At 61.2% G+C, this 19,064-nt stretch carries 18 protein-coding genes; 4 read left to right on the top strand and 14 right to left on the bottom strand.

Annotated elements, in window-relative coordinates:
• Positions 1-119: 119 nt before the first annotated feature.
• The 3 genes from ACEN83_RS28035 to ACEN83_RS28025 are packed head-to-tail and all read right to left on the bottom strand — an operon-like array spanning position 120 to position 2,065.
• Positions 120-794, bottom strand: coding sequence for an anti-sigma factor (locus ACEN83_RS28035; RefSeq protein ID WP_495578935.1), 675 nt, complete (start codon positions 792-794; stop codon positions 120-122).
• Positions 791-1,417 (bottom strand): RNA polymerase sigma factor, encoded by a 627-nt coding sequence (locus ACEN83_RS28030; RefSeq protein WP_116582314.1) that lies wholly within the window; start codon positions 1,415-1,417, stop codon positions 791-793. Before ACEN83_RS28030 ends, ACEN83_RS28035 begins: the two co-directional genes overlap by 4 nt.
• Positions 1,418-1,471: 54 nt before the next feature.
• Positions 1,472-2,065 carry a fasciclin domain-containing protein gene (locus tag ACEN83_RS28025; RefSeq protein ID WP_495578934.1) on the bottom strand — a complete coding sequence of 198 codons (594 nt, stop codon included), beginning with the start codon at positions 2,063-2,065 and terminating at the stop codon, positions 1,472-1,474.
• A gap of 293 nt (positions 2,066-2,358) precedes the next feature.
• Here ACEN83_RS28025 and ACEN83_RS28020 point away from each other — a divergent pair, with 293 nt between their 5' ends.
• Complete coding sequence (locus ACEN83_RS28020) at positions 2,359-2,913, top strand: DUF2780 domain-containing protein (RefSeq protein WP_495578933.1); 555 nt, start codon at positions 2,359-2,361, stop codon at positions 2,911-2,913.
• Between the two features lies 1 nt (position 2,914).
• Here ACEN83_RS28020 and yihG read toward each other — a convergent pair whose 3' ends face one another.
• Positions 2,915-3,802 carry a 1-acylglycerol-3-phosphate O-acyltransferase, YihG family gene (yihG, locus tag ACEN83_RS28015; protein ID WP_495578932.1) on the bottom strand — a complete coding sequence of 296 codons (888 nt, stop codon included), beginning with the start codon at positions 3,800-3,802 and terminating at the stop codon, positions 2,915-2,917.
• A 274-nt stretch (positions 3,803-4,076) separates the two neighbouring features.
• Here yihG and rloA2 point away from each other — a divergent pair, with 274 nt between their 5' ends.
• Entirely contained in the window at positions 4,077-4,583 is a 507-nt protein-coding gene (gene rloA2, locus ACEN83_RS28010; protein ID WP_495578931.1) for a retropepsin-like aspartic peptidase RloA2, read from the top strand.
• A gap of 12 nt (positions 4,584-4,595) precedes the next feature.
• Here rloA2 and ACEN83_RS28005 read toward each other — a convergent pair whose 3' ends face one another.
• The 8 genes from ACEN83_RS28005 to ACEN83_RS27970 form a co-directional block, all read right to left on the bottom strand.
• On the bottom strand, positions 4,596-5,225 hold the full coding sequence (locus tag ACEN83_RS28005; protein ID WP_007980378.1) for a glutathione S-transferase: 630 nt from the start codon (positions 5,223-5,225) through the stop codon (positions 4,596-4,598).
• Between the two features lie 178 nt (positions 5,226-5,403).
• The gene (locus ACEN83_RS28000) at positions 5,404-5,583 is read right to left on the bottom strand and encodes a hypothetical protein (protein WP_056726593.1); all 180 of its coding nucleotides are present in this window, start codon (positions 5,581-5,583) and stop codon (positions 5,404-5,406) included.
• Entirely contained in the window at positions 5,580-6,710 is a 1,131-nt protein-coding gene (locus tag ACEN83_RS27995; protein ID WP_218481239.1) for a PepSY-associated TM helix domain-containing protein, read from the bottom strand. The genes ACEN83_RS28000 and ACEN83_RS27995 overlap by 4 nt, the downstream gene beginning before the upstream one ends.
• A gap of 72 nt (positions 6,711-6,782) precedes the next feature.
• On the bottom strand, positions 6,783-9,218 hold the full coding sequence (locus ACEN83_RS27990) for a TonB-dependent siderophore receptor (RefSeq protein ID WP_495578930.1): 2,436 nt from the start codon (positions 9,216-9,218) through the stop codon (positions 6,783-6,785).
• A 218-nt stretch (positions 9,219-9,436) separates the two neighbouring features.
• Entirely contained in the window at positions 9,437-10,411 is a 975-nt protein-coding gene (locus tag ACEN83_RS27985; RefSeq protein WP_495578929.1) for a FecR domain-containing protein, read from the bottom strand.
• Positions 10,408-10,926, bottom strand: a complete 519-nt coding sequence (locus tag ACEN83_RS27980; RefSeq protein ID WP_102700728.1) for an RNA polymerase sigma factor — start codon at positions 10,924-10,926, stop codon at positions 10,408-10,410. The genes ACEN83_RS27985 and ACEN83_RS27980 overlap by 4 nt, the downstream gene beginning before the upstream one ends.
• A 271-nt stretch (positions 10,927-11,197) precedes the next feature.
• A complete protein-coding gene (locus ACEN83_RS27975) occupies positions 11,198-11,905 on the bottom strand; it encodes a 3'-5' exonuclease (protein ID WP_007980367.1) in 708 nt (235 codons plus the stop codon).
• Positions 11,902-13,842, bottom strand: a complete 1,941-nt coding sequence (locus tag ACEN83_RS27970) for a putative nucleotidyltransferase substrate binding domain-containing protein (RefSeq protein ID WP_033048462.1) — start codon at positions 13,840-13,842, stop codon at positions 11,902-11,904. Before ACEN83_RS27970 ends, ACEN83_RS27975 begins: the two co-directional genes overlap by 4 nt.
• 253 nt (positions 13,843-14,095) lie before the next feature.
• Here ACEN83_RS27970 and ACEN83_RS27965 point away from each other — a divergent pair, with 253 nt between their 5' ends.
• Complete coding sequence (locus ACEN83_RS27965; protein ID WP_495578928.1) at positions 14,096-14,542, top strand: response regulator; 447 nt, start codon at positions 14,096-14,098, stop codon at positions 14,540-14,542.
• 95 nt (positions 14,543-14,637) lie between these two features.
• On the opposite strand, the gene ACEN83_RS27960 is transcribed toward ACEN83_RS27965, so the two are convergent.
• Complete coding sequence (locus ACEN83_RS27960) at positions 14,638-16,815, bottom strand: malate synthase G (RefSeq protein ID WP_495578927.1); 2,178 nt, start codon at positions 16,813-16,815, stop codon at positions 14,638-14,640.
• Positions 16,816-17,383: 568 nt separating this feature from the next.
• Here ACEN83_RS27960 and ACEN83_RS27955 point away from each other — a divergent pair.
• Positions 17,384-17,902 (top strand): glycine cleavage system transcriptional repressor, encoded by a 519-nt coding sequence (locus tag ACEN83_RS27955; protein ID WP_102700735.1) that lies wholly within the window; start codon positions 17,384-17,386, stop codon positions 17,900-17,902.
• Between the two features lie 215 nt (positions 17,903-18,117).
• Here the strand turns inward: ACEN83_RS27955 and rarD are convergent, their stop codons facing one another.
• Entirely contained in the window at positions 18,118-19,005 is an 888-nt protein-coding gene (gene rarD / locus ACEN83_RS27950) for an EamA family transporter RarD (RefSeq protein ID WP_095964118.1), read from the bottom strand.
• Positions 19,006-19,064 lie beyond the last annotated feature (59 nt).

Below are 19,064 nucleotides of genomic sequence, written 5' to 3'. Positions count from 1 at the left end.
CGACCTTCGGGTCGCCGTTTTTTTAGGGGCAAAAGATCGCAGCCTGCGGCAGCTCCTACAGGGGAACGTATTGACACTGTAGGAGCTGCCGCAGGCTGCGATCTTTTGATCTTCTGCTTTCACAGTGCCGCCAACGCCCCTTGGTACAGCACCGGCCCTGTCGGTTGCCCGGTCGGCGAGCCGCCCTTCGGTTCAAGGCTGACCGCCAGCGCAATCGGCTTGCCGATCAGCGCTTTCTGCGCCTCGCTCAATTCGACCTTGCCTTTGCCGTTCGGCGGAATCACTCCGAGGGAAATCGGTTTGCCGTCCGCCGGTATCGCCCACAATTCCAGGCTGCGATCCGGCCCGATTGCGGCCAACGCCAGTGGCTCGACCTGCAGGTAATCCTCGTGGGCCTGCACGCGCAACGCCGGCTGCGCGTCGGCGCTCACCAGCGTGGCGCTGTAGCGGGCGTCGTCGGGGAGGTAGAGCACACCGAGCGTCACTGCGATCAGTAGCGAGCAAACCGCCGCCGTCACTCGTAGCCAATTCCAGAACGGACGCTTCTCTGGCACGTGCAGCACTTGTGGTTCGATTCGCGCGGTAATGCCTTGCCAGACGCGATCCGGCACCGGCTGCTCCGGCAGGGCATCGGTCAGGCTGACCAGGCTTTCCTGCCACTGTGCCAGTTCTGCTCGCAAGGCCGCATCCTCCAATAGCAGCTGTTCGAAACGCCGGCGCGCGGTGGCAGGCATCAGGCCAATGGCATAGTCGGCGGCGAGGGCGCGGCGCAGGGTCGGGGTTCGATAGTTCATGATTCAAGGCACCTGCGCAGGCGTTCCATGCCGCGGCGGATCCAGGACTTCACCGAGCCCAGCGGCGCGGCCAGGTGTTCGGCCAGTTCGGAGCACGACAGTCCCTGGAAATAGGCGACGGTTATCGACTGGCGCTGCATGCCTTCGAGGCTGTCCAGGCAACGGTTCAAGGCGCTGGCTTCGCGAGCGCTGTCCAGTTGCTCGTGGGCCGATGGGCTTTCATCCACGAGACTCTGTTCTTCGAGATCGCTCAATGGCCGATCGCGGTGTTTGCGCAACTGGTCGATGGCCTGGTGACGGGTGATGTTGATCATCCAGGTCAGCGGCGCCGACAGATGCGCTTCGTAGCGCGATGCATTGTTCCAGATGCGCACGAAACTCTCTTGCAGCACCTCTTCGGCCAGGTCCGGACGACCCATGAAACGCAGTGCTACCCCGTGCAGGCGCGGGCCGACGCTGCGGTACAGCGTCTCGAAGGCGCGGCGGTCGCCCAGTGAACACTGGGCCAGCAATTGCCTGAGCTGATCGGCATCGGCGATGGGAATGGCGGTTCTCCCGGAAAGCGGGGCAGGTGGCCGGTTGCAGGCAGAGGTTAGTTCACGGCGTGCAGTTGTTCCATTCACGGCGAACACCTCGGGCGAACCGCCGCCCCCGATGTGCGGGAGCGGCGGCACGGCTCAGCTTTTCGGCATCAGCACTTTGTCGATGACCTGAATCACCCCGTTGGACTGGTACACGTCGTAGGTGGTGATGTCGGCGACGTCGCCTTTTTCATCCTTGATGGTGATGTTGTGCGGACCGTTCATCATGGCCCACAGTTTGCCGCCGGCCACCGTGGTCAGCTCGGCCTTGCCGCCACCTGCCCTGATTTTCTCGGACAGGGTCATCATGTCGAGTTTCCCGGCGACCACGTGGTAGGTGAGGATGTGGGCCAGTGTGGCCTTGTTGGCCGGTTTGAGCAGGGTGTCGACGGTGCCCGCGGGCAGGGCGGTGAAGGCCGAATTGACCGGGGCGAACACGGTGAACGGGCCTTTGCCCTTGAGGGTGTCAACCAGGCCGGCGGCTTTTACTGCGGCGACCAGGGTGGTGTGATCGGCGGAGTTCACTGCGTTATCGACGATGTCCTTGCTCGGCAGCATGCTCTGGCCGCCGACCGTGACGGTGCCGTGGCCCATGTCCGCCGCTTGCACGGTGTTCAGGAGGAGTCCGCCACCAAGGGCCAGGGTCAGCAGGCTGGCAATCAATGGCGTTTTGATCGAAGTGCGTTTCATGGTGATGATCCTTGTGATGAGAATCGGCCAGGAGTGTCTGTCCGTGCTTGATATACGCAGACAGGGTGGGATTGGATGCAGTGGATTGCTATTTGCCACGACACCGACCCTGTAGGAGCTGCCGGAGGCTGCGATCTTTTGATCCTGGCGATATTGAATTTGCCGAAGATCAAGATCAAAAGATCGCAGCCTCCGGCAGCTCCTACAGGGCCGGGAACAATCCTTGAGGGCGTCAGTCCAATGGGCAGTTTTTCGCCGCCCATTGCCGGGCGGTGTTCATCGAGGATGTCTGAATGAAGATTTCACGCGGTTTTGCACTGGCATCACTCCTGACCCTGGCTGCCAGCCCGGCCTTTGCACAGTTCAACTTGAGCGATGCAGCCAATGTCATTGCCGGCATGAAGGGCGATGACGCGACCGCGACCGCCGCACCGACGCCGCAGACCGCCGATTTGCTGAGCACCCTCAGTGAATTGGACATCACCCCGGAGCAAGCCATCGGCGGCGCCGGGGCGATGCTGGGCCTGGCGAAGAACCAGTTGAGTTCGACCGACTACGCGCAATTGGCCAAAAGCGTGCCGGGCATCGACATGCTCTCGGGCGGCGGTGAGTTGGGCGCGCTGGCGGGGCTGCTCGGCTCCAGCGGCAAGGCGGCAGGCCTGGATAACGCCTTGGGCAACGTCAAGGACACCAACGACCTGAACAACGCCTTCAGTGCCCTGGGTATGGACAGCGGCATGATCGGCCTGTTTACCCCGGTGCTCTTGCAGTACCTCGGTCAGCAGGGCGTCGGCGGTACATTGCTGAGCAGCCTGGGCAACATCTGGGGCGCCGGCGCCGGAAGCTGATTCAGTAGCGATCGGTGCGCAAGGCGTCGATGCGCAGGTCCTTCTCGATCCAGAGCTGGTTGACCCAGTTCTGGATCTTCTCGCGAAATACCGGATCGTTTTCGTAATCGCCCTGCCACAGCGCGGGATCGAGCTCGCGGGTCGTGATGTCGATGATGACCCTTGGCACATTGCCGCTGATCAGGTCCCAGAACCCCGGAATCTTCTGCTGCGGATAAACCACCGTCACATCGAGAACGGCGTCCAGCTGCTCGCCCATTGCCGCCAGCACGAATGCCACGCCGCCAGCCTTGGGCTTGAGCAGGTGAGTGAATGGCGACTGTTGTTGAGCGCTTTTCGCTGCGGTGAAACGCGTACCTTCCAGATAGTTGACCACCGTCACCGGCTGGCGCTTGAACAGCTCGCAGGCCTTTTTGGTGATCTCCAGATCCTTGCCCGCCAGCTCCGGGTGTTTGGCCAGGAACGCCTTGCTGTAGCGCTTCATGAACGGGTAATCCAGCGCCCACCACGCCAGGCCCAGGAAGGGCACCCAGATCAGCTCTTTCTTGAGGAAGAATTTGAAGAACGGCGTGCGCCGGTTCAGCGTCTGGATCAGCGCCGGGATGTCGACCCAGGATTGATGGTTGCTGATCACCAGATACGAGGTATCGCGGCGCAGATCTTCACCGCCACGAATGTCCCATTGGGTGGGGATGCAGACGCGGAAAATCAGCTTGTCGATTTCCGACCAGGTTTCGGCGATCCACATCACGGCCCAGGAAGCGAAATCGCGCAAGCGGCCGGGCAGGATCAGCTTGAGCAGGGCAAACACCAGCAATGGCCCGATCAGGACCAGGGTATTGAGCAGAAGCAGCAGGGTCACGAAACAGCCGGTGAGCAGGCGGCGCATAAGTCACTCGTGGAAGCGGTTGGGCGCGCCATGATAAGCAGCTTCGGGCGACAGGCCAAATCGCTATGACGAATGCTTCACCTGAGCGGCGGTAGGCTGGATACCCTCGTCCCTGTAGGAGCTGCCGAAGGCTGCGATCTTTTGACTTTGTCTTGATGATCAAAAGATCGCAGCCTTCGGCAGCTCCTACAGGGCTTTGATCTTCAAATATCTGCGAACGAATTCAACGGCCACGGTCTAAAATTCCGCCGCCCATCCTTCAAGGAAGCCCTACGTGAAATCGCTCCTCGCACTGCTTTCCCTCCTGGCCCTGCCGGTCTTGGCCGCCGAGCCGACCCTGTACGGCCGTTACGAATACATCGCCCTGCCGGAAATCGGCGGGCAGGTCCTCAAGGCGAAAATGGACACCGGCGCCCTGACCGCGTCGCTGTCGGCCAAGGACATCGAAACCTTCAAGCGTGACGGCGAAGACTGGGTGCGTTTCCGCCTGGGCACCAAGGATGCGGGCAACCAGGTCTATGAACACAAGATCGCGCGCATCAGCAAGATCAAGACCCGCTCCGAAGAGGACGAGGAGGACAGCGAAGTCGTCGCGCCGACCAAGCGTCCGGTGGTCGATCTGGAGCTGTGCCTGGGTCACATCAAGCGCACGGTCGAGGTCAACCTGACAGACCGCAGCAGCTTCAACTACCCGTTGCTGATCGGCGCCAAGGCGTTGCGCGAGTTCGGTGCGGCGGTGAATCCGGCTCGGCGATTTACGGCCGACAAGCCGGACTGCTGATTTTTCGAAGGCTTAAAGCCTGGGCATCGTCGCAATCATCGAAGGCCGCTGGCTCACCTCGAAGTACCACGCCGCCAGCTGTGGATTGGCTTCGCGCCAATCCAGATCCGGGTGGCGCAAGTCCAGGTAACCCAGTGCACAGGCCACGCTGATTGCGGCCACGTCGAAGTGGCTGGTCAGCTCCGCAATCGCGTCTTTTTCCAGCAGGGCCAGGGCGCGGCGGATCTTGTCGCGCTGGCCGTCGAGCCATTCGTCCCAGTGCTTCTCCGGGGCACGCAGGGCGACTTCGTAGCGCACCAGCACGGCCGCGTCCATGATCCCGTCGGCAAGGGAGGCGAGGGTCAGGCGCCGCCAGCGGGCCGAGCCTTCGCGGGGGATCAGCGGGTTGCCGACGTGCTGCTGATCGAGGTAGTCGAGGATGACCCGGCTGTCATGGATGACATTGCCGTCGGCCAGGCGCAATGCCGGGATTTTGCTCAGGGGGTTGTCGTCGATCAGGGCCGGGTCCGGGGTCACCGGGGTGAGGACGCTGGTCTGCAGCGCCACGCGGTCCTGTTGACCGGTTTCGTGCAGCAGCACCATGACTTTGCGAACGAAGGGAGAGAGCGGGTTGTGGTACAGGGTCATGCTCGGGGCGGACATGGCAGCGGCTCGATCGGTGGCAGTGTCGGGCAGCATAGCGTGTTGGGGCGATAGCTCAAGATGGCAAACACCCCTGTAGGAGCGAGCTTGCTCGCGATGGGCGTTAACGATAACGCGGAAAACCTGACACCCAGCGGCGTTCTCAAGTCCATCGCGAGCAAGCTCGCTCCTACAGGAGTCAGCGGCGTTGCAGGAGGCCGCGCAGGGCCAGCACAGCCGGAATGCCCAGCCCCACCCAGCTCAGTGAATCCCACACACCATCCCCGAGCAACGCGGCAAACAGCCCTGCCGCGCTGAGCACCGCGATGACGGTGGGAATGGCAAAGACCTTCCAGAAATTCGACTGCCGGGGCTTCATGCCACGTTCTCCGCTTTTTCCAGCACAGGCCTGGCAGCCTTGCGCCGCACCACCCACAGATAGACTCCGCTGCCGAGCACAATGATGGTCAGCACATCTAGGGTCGCCCAGAGGATTTGCATTGGCATGCCGCCGTAGTCGCCGAAGTGCAGCGGTTGCGACATGCCCATGGCATCCATGTACCAGGGCCGCTCGGCCACGGCGGTGACTTGCAGGGTGCTGGCGTCGATCAGCACCGGTGTCAGCAGGTGCGAGGTCAGGTGCGTGCTGCCTTTCATGAACACCGCGTAATGGTGCTCGCTGGAAAACCGCGTGCCGGGGAAGGCGATGAAGTCCGGCTGCATGCCCGGTGCGACGTCCTTGGCGATGTCGAGCAAACGGGTGGCCGGCGCCAGTTGCGTCAGCGGTGGCGCATCGCGGTACGGCGCGACCATCGCGCTCAGGCTGTCGTTGCGCCAGGCGGCAATGATCAGGTCGGCGCAGGCACTGATCACGCCGGTCACGCCGACCACCAGGGCCCAGGTCAAGGTCACGACGCCGATCAGGTTATGCAGGTCGAGCCAGCGTAGGCGGGTGGATTTGTCCTGGCGCACGGTGGCGAACTTCAGGCGGCGCATGAATGGCAGGTACAAGACGGTGCCGGAGACGATCGCCACCACGAACAGAATGCCCATGAACGCCAACAGCAGCTTGCCCGGTAAGCCGGCAAACATGTCCACGTGCAGGCGCAGCATGACCATCATGAAACCACCGTTTGCCGACGGCATCTCCAGGGCCTCGCCGGTACGGGCGTCGAGCATGAAGGTGTGGGACGAATTGGGCTCGGTGCCGGCGGTGGGGGCCATGATCGCAATCGCCGCATTGGGCTCGTCGTCCTCGAAGCCGAAATACTGCATGACTTCGCCAGGGCGATGCTTTTCAGCCGCCGCTACCAGCTGCTGCAGATCAAGGCGCGGGGTGTCTGCCGGCATCTGCTTCAGCTCGGCGGCATCACCGAGGAGATGGTCGATCTCGTGATGGAAGATCAGTGGCAGACCGGTCAGTGCCAGCAGCAACAGGAATACCGTGCAAATCAGGCTGGTCCAGGTATGAACAGCGGACCAGCGGCGAATTGTTTTACTTTTCATTTCATAGCCTTCAGAAAAACCAAAGCCGTCCTTCGGGGACGGCTTGGTCATAGGGCGTGTCGGGTCAAACTGTTACCACTTGTACGTTGCACTGGCGACGACACTGCGCTGGTCGCCGTAGTAGCAGTAGAAGCTGTCGCAAGTCGAGATGTAGTCCTTGTCGAACAGGTTGGTGGCGTTAACGGCCAGCGAAGCGCCCTTAAGGCTGTTGTCCAGGCGGCCGAGGTCGTAGTGTACCGCGGCGTCGAACACCGTGTAGGCACCGGCCTTGCCCAGCCAGGTGTTGGCCTCGTCGCCGTAAGTGTTGCCGGTGTAACGCGCGCCGGCGCCGATGCCGAAGCCGTCGAGCACGCCGTTGTGCCAGGTGTAGTCGCCCCACACCGATGCTTGCTGGTTAGGCATCAGTTGCAGGCGATTGCCCTTGAACGCGCCGTCTTGCACTTCGGACCTGGCCAGGGTGTAGGCGGCGGTGACCTTGAGATTTTCGGTCACGTCGGAAACGGCTTCCAGCTCCAGGCCTTTGACTCTCACTTCGCCGGTCTGGCTGGTGACCGTCACGTTGCCCACATTGTTGGTGACGGCAACGTTTTTCTGGGTCAGGTCATACACAGCGGCTGTCAGCAATGTGTTGCTGCCCGGTGGCTGGTACTTGATACCCAGTTCCCACTGCTTGCCTTCGGTTGGCTTGAACGAATCGGTCGGCGAGGCGACGGCATTGCTGGCCGGCTGGAACGATTCGGCGTAGGACAAGTAAGGCACGAAGCCCGAGTCGAACACATAGCTGATCGCCGCGTTGCCGCTGAAGTTCTTGTCACGCTGAGTGTTGGTGGCATCACCCTTGTTGAAGAATTTGGTGCCGGTATGGACCCAGTCTTCACGACCGCCGAGGGTCAGGCGCCATTGGTCGAGGGCCATTTGATCCTGGACGTACAGACCGGTCTGGTAGGTCTTCTGGTCATAGTCATAAAACGCCGAGGAGTGTGGTGGACGGGTGATCGGCAAGCCATAGACCGGATTGTTGACGTTGATGGCCGGTGCGGTGCCAAAGATCGAGGTGTAGTTGGTGTTGCTGCGCTGGTGGTCCAGGCCGATCAACAGCGTGTGATTAATGTCGCCGGTGGCGAAGTCGGCCTGGAGGTTGTTGTCCACGGCGAACTGGCTGATGTCTTCGTCGACATTGGTCGTGCCGCGCCCGGTGTTGCCTTCATCGTCCACGACAAATCCGATGGAGGGAAAGTAGCTGTTGACGGTGACCGTCTGGAACGACAGGTCCGACTTGGTGTAGCGCAGGTTCTGGCGGAACTGCCATACATCGTTCAAGCGATGCTCGAAGGCATAACCCAGTGCGTAATAGGTGCGGTCGTAGAAATCGTAGTCCGGATCACCCAGGTTCTTGTGGTGCGAGATCTTGCCGAACGGCATGTCGATCTTGGTGCCCTGAATCGGATAGAACTGGCTGGTAACGCCGGTATCGTCACGGGTGAACTGCGTCAGCAGGGTGAAACGGGTGTCTTCGTCGATGTTCCAGGTCAGGCTTGGCGCAATGTTGTAGCGCTTGTCGTCGATATGGTCGATCTGGGTGCCGCCGTCACGCACCACGCCGCTCACGCCATAGAGAAACCGGCCTTCGTCGTCGATCTTGCCGGTGCTGGCGAAGTTGATCTGGCGATGGTTGTCGCTGCCGTACTGCAGCTGGATTTCGCTGCTGGCTTCAGCGCTCGGGCGACGGCTGACCATGTCCAGCAGGCCGCCTGGCGGGGTCTGGCCGTACACGGACGAGGCCGGGCCGCGCAGCAAGGCCAGGCGGTCGAGGTTCCAGGTTTCCTGTTTCGGGTTGGCGTATACGCCTTTTGGCAGGGGCAGGCCGTCGAGGAATTGAGTCGGCTCGAAACCACGCACGCGCAGCCAGTCAGCGCGGGTGTCGCTGCCGTAGCTGCTGGCGGTGATGCCCGGCAGGTAGCGCACGGCGGCGTCAAGGGTATGCGCGTTGCGGTCGTCCATCTGCTCGCGAGTAACGACCGAAATCGAGCGCGGTACCTCGACCAGCGCGGTATCGGTCTTGGTGCCGGCGGCGGTGCGCTTGGCCACGTAGCCTTGCACGGGGCCCCAGGCGCTTTCAGCGTCTTCCACGCCAATCACGCTGGTTGCCGGCAGAGCCATCACGCCCTCGGGCACGGCCACCAGGCTGTAGGTGCCGGCACTGCTTTGCTCCAGTTGCAGCCCGGTGCCACGCAGGGCCTCGCGCAGGGCGCCGGCGGCGTCGAACTGGCCGTTGACGGGCGCCGAGGTTTTGCCTGCCGCCAGGGATGGGTTCAACGACAAGGCCAGGCCGGCCTGGCTAGCGATCTGGTTCAGGGTGCTGGCCAATGGTGCGGCTGGCAGGTTGTAGGCGCGAACGCTTGACGCCTGCTCAGCGGCGACCAGTTGGCTGCTCGCCAAAGGTGTGCAAAGGGCAACGGCGACCGCCAGCAAACTGGGGCGCAACAGGGTGTTCAGCGAACGGGACATACAGCGGCTCCTGAATGGAAACATTTCTCAATTGCCTGTGTGCCGAACGAGAATCAGAAAGTGATAGGGCTGGATGAAAATAATTTGTATTCAGTATTTGGCTTTTGTAGGAGCTGGCTTGCCAGCGATGCACTCAAAAGCACCGCGTTTATCCAGTGAGCGCGCGTTATCGTTAACGTCCATCGCTGGCAAGCCAGCTCCTACAATGGATGCCTTGATCAGGGCTTGGCGTCGGCTTTCGCTTTCACCGTCACCCACCATTGCGTGTGCTGTTCGATCTGCACCGGCAGGGTCGGCAGCAGGGCATTGAGCGCCAGGTCGGTGTCACGCAGCGGGAAGCTGCCGGTGATGCGCAGATCGGCCACTTCCGGCGCAACGCCTGTGTAACCGGTTCGATAGCGACCGATTTCATGCACCAGATCTTCCAGCCGCGTGTTGTCCACCACCAGCATGCCGCGGGTCCAGGCATCCGCGCCGAAGTTGACGGCCAGAACCGGGCCCAGGCCGTTATTGCGGATCAACACCTGCTGGCCTTCGCGCAGAATCTGTTCATCCGGGCTGGACTCTGGGTGAACCGCCACCGCCGACTGCAACACACTCAGGCGTGTGCCTTCTTCTTCACGCTTGACCAGAAACCGCGTACCCAGCGCGCGCATGCTGCCTTCACGGGTTTCGACGATGAACGGCCGGGGATCGCCGTGACCGGTTTCAACCAGAATCTCGCCTTCCTGAAGCACGATGCGCCGCTGCTGCTCATCGAAGCGCACATCCAGGGCGCTGTGGGTGTTGAGATTGACCAGCGTGCCATCCGCCAGGCGCAGGGTGCGCTGCTCGCCCACGGCGGTGCGCTGGTCGGCCAGCCAGTAATCGATCGGCAGGTAACGTGGCCCGGCAAACAGCGCCAGGCCGATCACGAGCACCACGCTCGCCACGCCTTTGCCGAGCTTGCGCACCCGTCGGCGGATACCTTCGCGCGATTGCAGCAGGGCAGTGCGGGCCGGGCCACTGGCTGCGCTGAAGCGTTGGTCGAGCATGCCCAACTGGCGCCAGGCGCGGGCGTGCTCTTCGTGGGCCGCGTGCCACTTGGCGAATTCTTCGCGCTCTACCGGGTTGGCGCCCTCCATGGACAACTGCCAGGCAATCGCCGCGTCCAGCACGTTGGCCGATACCGGTTTGGAATTGACCGGGTTCATGTCGGCTCACCATACAGTGCGATGTAGCATTGGCGAATGCCTTGGGCCAGGTACTGGCGCACCCGCGGCACCGATACCCCCAGGCGCTCGGCGATTTCTGCGTGGCCAAGACCGTCGAGACGGTTGTAGAGGAACGCCGCCCGGGCCTTGGTGGAAAGCTTGCCGAGCAAACGGTCAATGTTTTTCAGGTCTTCGAGGATCATCTGCTGCTCTTCCGCCGACGGTTGTTCGGCTTCGGGAATCAGCATCAGTTCGGTGAGGTAAGCCTGCTCCAGCGCGGCGCGACGGAAGTAATCGAACAGCAGGCCCTTGGCGATGGCCACCAGGAATGCCCGGGGTTCGCGTGGTTCCTTCAGTTCCTCGCGGCCCAGCAAGCGCACAAAAGTGTCCTGGCTCAGGTCTTCGGCCCGCTGTGGGCAGGCGACATTGCGTCGAAGCCAGGCCAATAGCCAACCGCGATGGTCGCGATATAACGCACCGACGAGCTCACTTTGAGGGCTTGGGACTGACGACACGCCGCATCACCGCTTGGGAAGTATTAACTAACGAGAATTGTTCGCGATTGTGGCAGAGGTGCGGGTGGTCCGCAATCGGCATTGGTCGGGTGGGGGGAGATGGGATGGCGCTCCAAACCTGTGGCGAGGGGGCTTGCCCCCGTTCGGCTGCGAAGCAGCCGTCAAACCAGCGGTCGCGATCTAGCGGGAGAAGTGTAGAGGGCCGCTTCGCGACCCAACGGGGCGGTGCGGCGATCCGACAAGCCCCCTCGCCACAGGATTACATACAGCTCTAGAAGGACGGCGCTTGTTGCCGACGCTTCCACTGACTCAAGCGCTGTTGCAAATTCAACGGGCTATGAATCTGCTGCTGCCGTGCGCGACTGAACAGGATCAGCGCCAGTTCAGCGGTGGCCAGGGCGTCGGCGCTGGCGTGGTGGCGTTCGAAGACTTCGAGCTTGAACCAGTCGATCCAATCGTCCAGCCCGGCCTCGCGAAAGTGCGCCTGGGGGCATAGCAGCGGTGCAATGTCCGCCACGTCCAGAAACGGATGCTGCAACTTGAAACCCAAGTGATCTTTCAGCGCACGGCCGAGCATGTGCTGGTCAAACGGCGCGTGGAAGGCCAGTACCGGGCTGTCACCGAGGTATTCCATCAGGTCCACCAGCGCTTCTGCGGGATCGCTGCCCGCCGCAATGGCGCTGGGACCAATGCCGTGGATCAGCACGCTGGGACCGAGTTTGACTTGCGGATATTGCAAGGTGCGTTCGAACTGCTGGCGAAAGTCGATGGCCCCGTCCTCGATCGCCACCGCACCAATCGACAACACATGGTCCTTGTTCAGGTTCAGCCCGGTGGTTTCCAGATCGAGCACGACCCAGCGCTGCTCACGCAGGCTGCATTCGCCCAGGGCTGCAGCGGCCGGCAAGCGTTCCAGGCGATGTTGCAGGTCGGCGGGCAGGGTGGGACTCGGCGGGCGCAGCCAGGAAAACAGGCTCATAACTGATACCGCAAGGTCAGGCTGCTCTGCAGGCGTTGGGCCTGACGCAGGGACTCACGCAGGATGCGTCGGTCCAGATGATTGAGGCTGTCGGGATCGACCCGATTCGAGTAGGGAAAATTTTCCCGGGTCTGTAATTGATGTTGCTGCATGCGGGTTTGCTGAATGAAGTGATAGGCCTCTTCGTACGCGGCGCCGTCCAGGGGTTCGATGACCTCTTTGGCGACCAATTGGCGAAAACGCTCCAGCGTGTTATTGGCCTCGATGCCATGGGCCAGGGCCAGCAGCCGGGCGCCGTCGACAAATGGGGTCAGCCCCTGAACTTTCAAATCCAGGGTGGCTTTCTCGCCATTCTTGCGCGTCAGCACGAACTCGCGCAAACGCCCTACGGGCGGGCGATTGCGCAACGCATTCTCGGCCATCATGCGCTGGAACAAACGGTTGTCACCGACCTGATCGAGAATGCCCCGACGCAACTGCTCGCAGCCTTGCTCGCTGCCCCAGACCACGCGCAAATCGAAATAGATGCTCGAACCCAGCAGGTTCTCCGGGGTGGCCTCGCGGATGAACGCCGCAAAGCGCCGCGCCCATTCGGCCCGGGACAGGCACAGCTCGGGGTTGCCGGCCATGATATTGCCCTTGCACAAGGTGAAGCCGCACAGCGCCAGGCTCTGATTGATCTGCTGGGCGATGGGCAACAACTTGCCGCGAATCTCGGCGGCATGGGCTGCGTCCCTGGCTTCGAACAGAATGCCGTTGTCCTGATCGGTGTGCAGGGTCTGCTCGCGACGGCCTTCACTGCCGAAGCACAGCCAACTGAATGGCACGCCGGGATCACCTTTTTCGGCGAGGGTCAGTTCGATCACCCGGCACACGGTGTGATCGTTGAGCAGGGTAATGATGTGGGTGATCTGCGTGGAAGACGCGCCATGGGCCAGCATGCGCTCGACCAGTTGGCCGATTTCGCCCCGCAGCGCCACCAGGTTTTCCACCTTCTGCGCGTTGCGGATGGTGCGCGCCAGGTGCACCAGGTCGACCCGTTGCAGGGAAAACAGATCGCGCTCGGAAACCACGCCGCACAAGCGTTGGTCCTTGACCAGGCAGACATGGGCGATGTGACGCTCGGTCATGGCAATTGCCGCGTCGAATGCACTGTGATCCGGCGACAGGAAAAACGGTGCCCGGGTCATGTGCCCTTCGATGGCTTCGTTGAAATCGCTGCTGCCGTTGGCCACGGTCTGACGCAGGTCGCGCAGGGTGAAAATCCCCAGGGGCGCCTTGAGTTCATCGACCACCACGATGCTGCCGACCTGCTGTTCGTGCATCAACGTCACGGCTTCGCGCAAGGGGGTCTGCGGGGCGCATGACACCGGATGGCGCATGGCCAATTCACCCAGTCGGGTATTGAGCGAATATTGGGTACCGAGGGTTTCCACGGCTTTTTGCTGCACTTGCTGGTTGACCTGATCCAGCAGGCTGCTGACGCAGCGCAGGGCGAAGTTGCGGAAGGTGTCCGATAGCGAAAACAGGCGGATGAACGCCGGCTTGTTCAGCTGCAGGCAAAAGGTGTCTTCGCCGGCGAGGTGCTCGGTACGGGTCGCCCGTTCACCCAGCAACGCCGCGAGGGGGAAACACTCGCCGGTGGTGATCTCGAAGACTGTTTCGGTGCCACCTTTTGCCGTATCCGGACGCTCGCCCACGACCCGGCCTTGCTTGACGATATAGAAGTGCTCGACCGGGCCGTCGACGGGTTTGATGATGCTCTCGCCGGGGGCGTAGAAACGCAGCTGACATTGCTCGACCAGATACGCCAGGTGCGCGTGTTCCATCTGATTGAAAGGCGGGAAGCGCTGAAGGAATTGCAACGTACCCTGGATGTTCTGCAACACCGCGGTTTTCCCTGCCTGTGTGAAGGCGTCCGCTTTACTCATAACCATTACCGCAGTCTTTTTTGAATTGTTGTAGTCGGATGACCCGGACATGGTCGACCCCTGTGGCCGGGGTGCCCATTGGACGTAAGTCTAGGTAGGCTTTTAGCATCCTGAAATGTCGGAAGAATCCTACGCAAGCGTACGAAAAACCTCTCTTGTGCCCTCTTGGAAAATTTTCCGACGAGGTGCACATTGATGGCCTGCTTAGCGATGTCTCACCACTGTGCTAGGGAATTGTATTGAATATGTAGAGAAAGCCATGTCCGACCACGATATTTTGAGCGACGCCGAGCGCGAAGCGCTGAGTGCAGTCATGCTGGAACCTGACCTGCCACCGCAACGGGTGCTGATCGTCGACGACGATAAAGACGCCCGGGAGCTGCTGTCAGAGATCCTGGCACTGGACGGTATTCGTTGCCTGACCGCGGCCAGTGGCGAAGCGGCACTCAAGATGCTGGAAGAGAAACCTTCGATCGGACTGGTGATTACCGACCTGCGCATGGGGCATGTCGACGGTCTGGACCTGATCCGACAGGTGCGCGAGTCGGTACGGGCGGCGTTGCCGGTCATCATCGTCTCGGGCGATGCCGACGTAAAAGATGCGATCGCCGCGATGCATTTGAATGTGGTGGACTTTCTGCTCAAGCCGATCGATGCCGGCAAGCTGCTGGAGTTGGTCAGGCATGAGCTTGGGATTGAGCCTTAGTCCAAGCCCGCGCCCACAAAGAGAAATAAATCATGCAAACAAAAAAGCCCTGATCTTTCGATCAGGGCTTTTTCATCTCCGGCGCAGACGCTCAGTTACAGGCCATTGGCGGCCTTGAACTCGCGACGACGACGGTGCAGGACCGGCTCGGTGTAGCCGTTCGGCTGTTTGGTACCTTCGACCACCAGTTCGACCGCTGCCTGGAAGGCGATGTTGCTGTCGAAGTTCGGGGCCAGCGGACGGTACAGCGCGTCGCCGGCGTTCTGACGGTCAACCACCGGCGCCATGCGCTTGAGGCTTTCCATGACCTGCTCTTCGGTGACGACGCCATGGCGCAGCCAGTTGGCGATGTGCTGGCTGGAAATACGCAGCGTGGCACGGTCTTCCATCAGGCCGACATCATTGATGTCCGGCACTTTCGAACAACCGACGCCCTGGTCGATCCAGCGCACCACGTAACCGAGAATGCCCTGGCTATTGTTGTCCAGTTCGTTCTTGATCTGTTCGGCGGTCCACTGCGGGTTCACCGCCAGCGGGATGGTCAGGATGTCGTCTACCGATGCATGGGCACGTTTGGCCAGTTCGGCCTGACGGGCGAACACGTCGACCTTGTGGTAGTGCAGCGCGTGCAGTGCAGCGGCGGTCGGCGAAGGTACCCAGGCGGTGTTGGCACCGGCCAGCGGGTGAGCGATTTTCTGTTCGAGCATCGCTGCCATCAGGTCCGGCATGGCCCACATGCCTTTACCGATCTGTGCGCGACCTTGCAGGCCGGTGCTCAGACCGATATCGACGTTGGAGTTCTCGTAGGCGCCGATCCACTTTTCCGCCTTCATGTCCGCCTTGCGCACCATCGGGCCGGCTTCCATGGAGGTGTGGATTTCATCGCCAGTGCGGTCGAGGAAACCGGTGTTGATGAACACCACACGCTCGCTCGCCGCCTTGATACAGGCCTTGAGGTTGATCGTGGTACGACGCTCCTCGTCCATGATCCCGACTTTCAAGGTGTTGCGTGGCAGGCCCAGCACGTCTTCGATACGACCGAACAGCTCGTTGGTGAACGCGGCTTCTTCAGGGCCGTGCATCTTCGGCTTCACGATATAGACCGAGCCGGTGCGGCTGTTCTTGCGCGAGCTGTTGCCGTTGAGGTTGTGGATCGCCGACAGGCAGGTCACCAGGCCATCGAGAATGCCTTCCGGCACTTCGTTGCCCTCTTTGTCGAGGATCGCGTCGATGGTCATCAGGTGGCCAACGTTGCGCACGAACAGCAACGAACGACCGTGCAGGCTCAGTTCACTGCCATCGACCGCGGTGTAGGTGCGGTCGGCGTTCATGGTGCGGGTAAAGGTCTGACCGCCCTTGGCGACGCTTTCCGACAGATCGCCCTTCATCAGGCCGAGCCAGTTGCGGTAGATCACCACTTTGTCATCGGCGTCGACGGCGGCAACCGAGTCTTCGCAGTCCATGATGGTGGTCAGTGCGGCTTCCATCAGGATGTCTTTGACGCCGGCCGCGTCGGTCTGGCCGACCGGGGTGCTGGCGTCGACCTGGATTTCGAAATGCAGGCCGTTGTTTTTCAGCAGGATCGCGGTCGGTGCAGCGGCATCGCCCTGGAAGCCGATCAACTGAGCGTCGTTGCGCAGGCCGGTGTTGCTGCCGCCTTTAAGGGCGACCACCAGTTTGCCGTCGACGATCTTGTAGCCGGTGGAATCGACGTGGGAGCCGGCCGCCAATGGCGCCGCTTCGTCGAGGAAGGCACGGGCGAAGGCGATGACCTTGTCACCGCGAACCTTGTTGTAGCCTTTGCCTTTTTCCGCACCGTTGGCTTCGCTGATGGCGTCGGTGCCGTAGAGCGCGTCGTACAGCGAGCCCCAGCGGGCGTTCGAGGCGTTGAGGGCAAAGCGGGCGTTCATCACCGGCACCACGAGCTGCGGGCCGGCCATGCGGGCGATTTCGTCATCGACGTTTTGCGTCGTTGCCTGGAAATCGGCCGCTTCTGGCAGCAGATAACCGATGTCTTGCAGGAAGGCTTTATAGGCCACGGCGTCGTGCGCCTGACCGGCGCGTTCCTGGTGCCAGGAATCAATACGAGCCTGGAAATCATCGCGTTTGGCGAGTAGGGCTTTGTTCTTCGGCGCCAGGTCATGGATGACCTTGTCGGCACCGGCCCAGAACTTATCGGCGGTGAGGCCGGTACCGGGAATGGCTTCGTTGTTCACGAAGTCGAACAGGACTTTGGCGACCTGCAGGCCACCGACTTGAACGTGTTCAGTCATTGCTTGCCTCACTCTGCTCAGCTATTTCGCTTTTCAGCTCTTCAAATTAACAATGAAGCCATTGGCCATTTAAACCACAAACCCCTCTGCCAGTACATGCCCATGACGGGCGGCTGGGTTGGGACCAATCAACGGCTTGGGGCCTTGCTGACAGGGCTTTCAGGGTTGCGAACGGGCCGGCGGCAGACATCGATCCAACGTTATGTAGTGCGCGCTGCGGCATACTACATGATGAATTGCGGATGTGAAAATTAGACTAATCACGTCGTTCTGCGACCCCATGACGCATTGCAGTCACGGCGCGGAACAGGATGTTCTCAAAAAACCAGTAGATTGTTCCAGTTAAATATCAAAAGTTGTACACTATTTGTTTGGTCGGTCAGATCGGCGGTGCATCCCTTCGCGAGCAAGCCCGCTCCCACAAGGACAGTGCATGACCCTGTGGGAGCGGGCTTGCCCGCGAAGGGGGCAGTCGATACACCTTTGATTCCGGATCTGCCCAGGCACCTTTCAACCCTTGCCTATACTTGGTTCTCTGTCACAAAAATCATGACCAGAGGGCTGCGCCATGGACCACCTCGTACTCACCGTTTTTGCACCGGACAAGCCCGGGCAAGTCGAGCGCATTGCCCAATGCATTGCCGAGCACGGCGGCAACTGGCTGGAAAGCCGCATGTCGCGCATGGCCGGACAATTCGCCGGCATTCTGCGGGTGGGGGTGCCGGCCGAGGCCTATGACGAATTGGTCGATGCCCTGCAAGGCTTGTCCACCCAGGGTATCCGCGTATTGATCGCCGAAAGCAGCATCGAACAATCCTGCACCTGGAAGCCGATCGCGATGGAACTGGTGGGCAATGATCGCCCGGGGATCGTGCGTGACATCACACGCTTGTTGAACGAGCAGGGGGTGAGTCTGGAACGGTTGGTTACCGAAGTGCGTCCGGCACCGATGAGCAGCGAGCCGTTGTTCCATGCCGAAGCGATTCTTGCCGTTCCGCTGACGCTGTCGCTGGACGTCCTGCAATCGCGCCTTGAAACCCTGGCCGACGATCTGATGGTCGAATTGGTGCTGCGCAGTGAGCCCTGATCAGGTTATCCAAGTTAAACGTGCACCGGCCTGTGGATAACCTGTAGAGACACCCCGCCAGGCCACGCCGACCGGGGTTCTTCAGGATCTGATCAAAAAACCAGCACTTTCAGCCACTTGCGCACAATCGGCGGGGATCACGCTGTGGATAACCTTGGGAAAGAATGATGCAGGCCACGGAACCCGTGGCCTGTAGAGGTTTGTATGTTTTTTGATCAGCTGCGGCGACGCAAACTGAGCCACGCATCCACGCTGTAAACCGCCAGACCGGCCCAGATGAACATGAACGCTACCAGGGTGCTTGACGACAGGTGCTCGCCAAACAGCAGGACCGCTTGCAGTAGTACCAATGTCGGCGCCAGGTACTGGAGAAAGCCCAGTGTCGTGTAGGGCAAATGCCGTGCAGCCGCGTTGAAGCAGACCAGCGGCACCAGTGTGACCGGCCCGGCGGCCACCAGCCACCAGGCTTCTGACGTGGTCCAGAACTCGGCCTGAGCGCTGTGGGCGGTCGGGTTGAACAGCAACCAGGCAATGGCGATCGGCACCAGCATCCAGGTTTCCACCACCAGCCCGGGCAGTGCCTTGACCGGTGCCTGCTTGCGAATCAGCCCGTAGAAACCGAAGGTCAGTGCCAGCACCAGCGACACCCACGGCAGGCTGCCGACTTGCCAGACCTGTTGTGCCACACCCACAGCCGCCAGACCGACGGCAATCCACTGCATGCGCCGTAGTCGTTCGCCAAGGATCAGCATGCCCAGCAACACGTTCACCAAGGGGTTGATGTAGTAACCGAGGCTGGCCTCCAGCATGCGGCCGTTGTTCACCGACCAGACGTAGGTCAGCCAGTTGGCCGCGATCAGCGCACCGCTCAGGGCCAGGATCGCCAGGCGTCGCGGGTTCTCCCGCAGCTCGCGCCACCAGCCGGGATGCTTCCATACCATCAGCAACAAGGCGCCGAACAATGCCGACCACAACACTCGGTGGATGATGATTTCCACGGCGGGCACGCTGGCGATGGCTTTGAAGTAAAGGGGGAAAAGTCCCCAAATGATGTAGGCACTCAGGCCCAGAATGTACCCGCGACGCGGGTTGGCGGCTTGCATGCAGAATCCTTGCTTAGGCAGCTAACAAAGAAGGGATTGTAAGGAGATTTGTCTGCGAA

The organism is Pseudomonas sp. Pseusp49 (assembly GCF_059491875.1).
Note: the sequence above shows the minus strand (reverse complement) of the source record. Positions and strands in the feature narration are given on the sequence as shown.

Bases quoted from the DNA above. Each gene is read 5' to 3' on its own strand.
- ACEN83_RS27995 (WP_218481239.1), bottom strand. From the start codon at position 6,710: ATGAAAAGTAAAACAATTCGCCGCTGGTCCGCTGTTCATACCTGGACC.
- ACEN83_RS28035 (WP_495578935.1), bottom strand. From the start codon at position 794: ATGAACTATCGAACCCCGACCCTGCGCCGCGCCCTCGCCGCCGACTAT.
- ACEN83_RS27955 (WP_102700735.1), top strand. From the start codon at position 17,384: ATGGACCACCTCGTACTCACCGTTTTTGCACCGGACAAGCCCGGGCAA.
- ACEN83_RS28000 (WP_056726593.1), bottom strand. From the start codon at position 5,583: ATGAAGCCCCGGCAGTCGAATTTCTGGAAGGTCTTTGCCATTCCCACC.
- ACEN83_RS28005 (WP_007980378.1), bottom strand. From the start codon at position 5,225: ATGTCCGCCCCGAGCATGACCCTGTACCACAACCCGCTCTCTCCCTTC.
- ACEN83_RS27985 (WP_495578929.1), bottom strand. From the start codon at position 10,411: ATGAACCCGGTCAATTCCAAACCGGTATCGGCCAACGTGCTGGACGCG.
- ACEN83_RS27990 (WP_495578930.1), bottom strand. From the start codon at position 9,218: ATGTCCCGTTCGCTGAACACCCTGTTGCGCCCCAGTTTGCTGGCGGTC.
- ACEN83_RS27960 (WP_495578927.1), bottom strand. From the start codon at position 16,815: ATGACTGAACACGTTCAAGTCGGTGGCCTGCAGGTCGCCAAAGTCCTG.
- rarD (WP_095964118.1), bottom strand. From the start codon at position 19,005: ATGCAAGCCGCCAACCCGCGTCGCGGGTACATTCTGGGCCTGAGTGCC.
- ACEN83_RS28025 (WP_495578934.1), bottom strand. From the start codon at position 2,065: ATGAAACGCACTTCGATCAAAACGCCATTGATTGCCAGCCTGCTGACC.
- ACEN83_RS27975 (WP_007980367.1), bottom strand. From the start codon at position 11,905: ATGAGCCTGTTTTCCTGGCTGCGCCCGCCGAGTCCCACCCTGCCCGCC.
- ACEN83_RS28020 (WP_495578933.1), top strand. From the start codon at position 2,359: ATGAAGATTTCACGCGGTTTTGCACTGGCATCACTCCTGACCCTGGCT.
- ACEN83_RS27970 (WP_033048462.1), bottom strand. From the start codon at position 13,842: ATGGTTATGAGTAAAGCGGACGCCTTCACACAGGCAGGGAAAACCGCG.
- yihG (WP_495578932.1), bottom strand. From the start codon at position 3,802: ATGCGCCGCCTGCTCACCGGCTGTTTCGTGACCCTGCTGCTTCTGCTC.
- ACEN83_RS27965 (WP_495578928.1), top strand. From the start codon at position 14,096: ATGTCCGACCACGATATTTTGAGCGACGCCGAGCGCGAAGCGCTGAGT.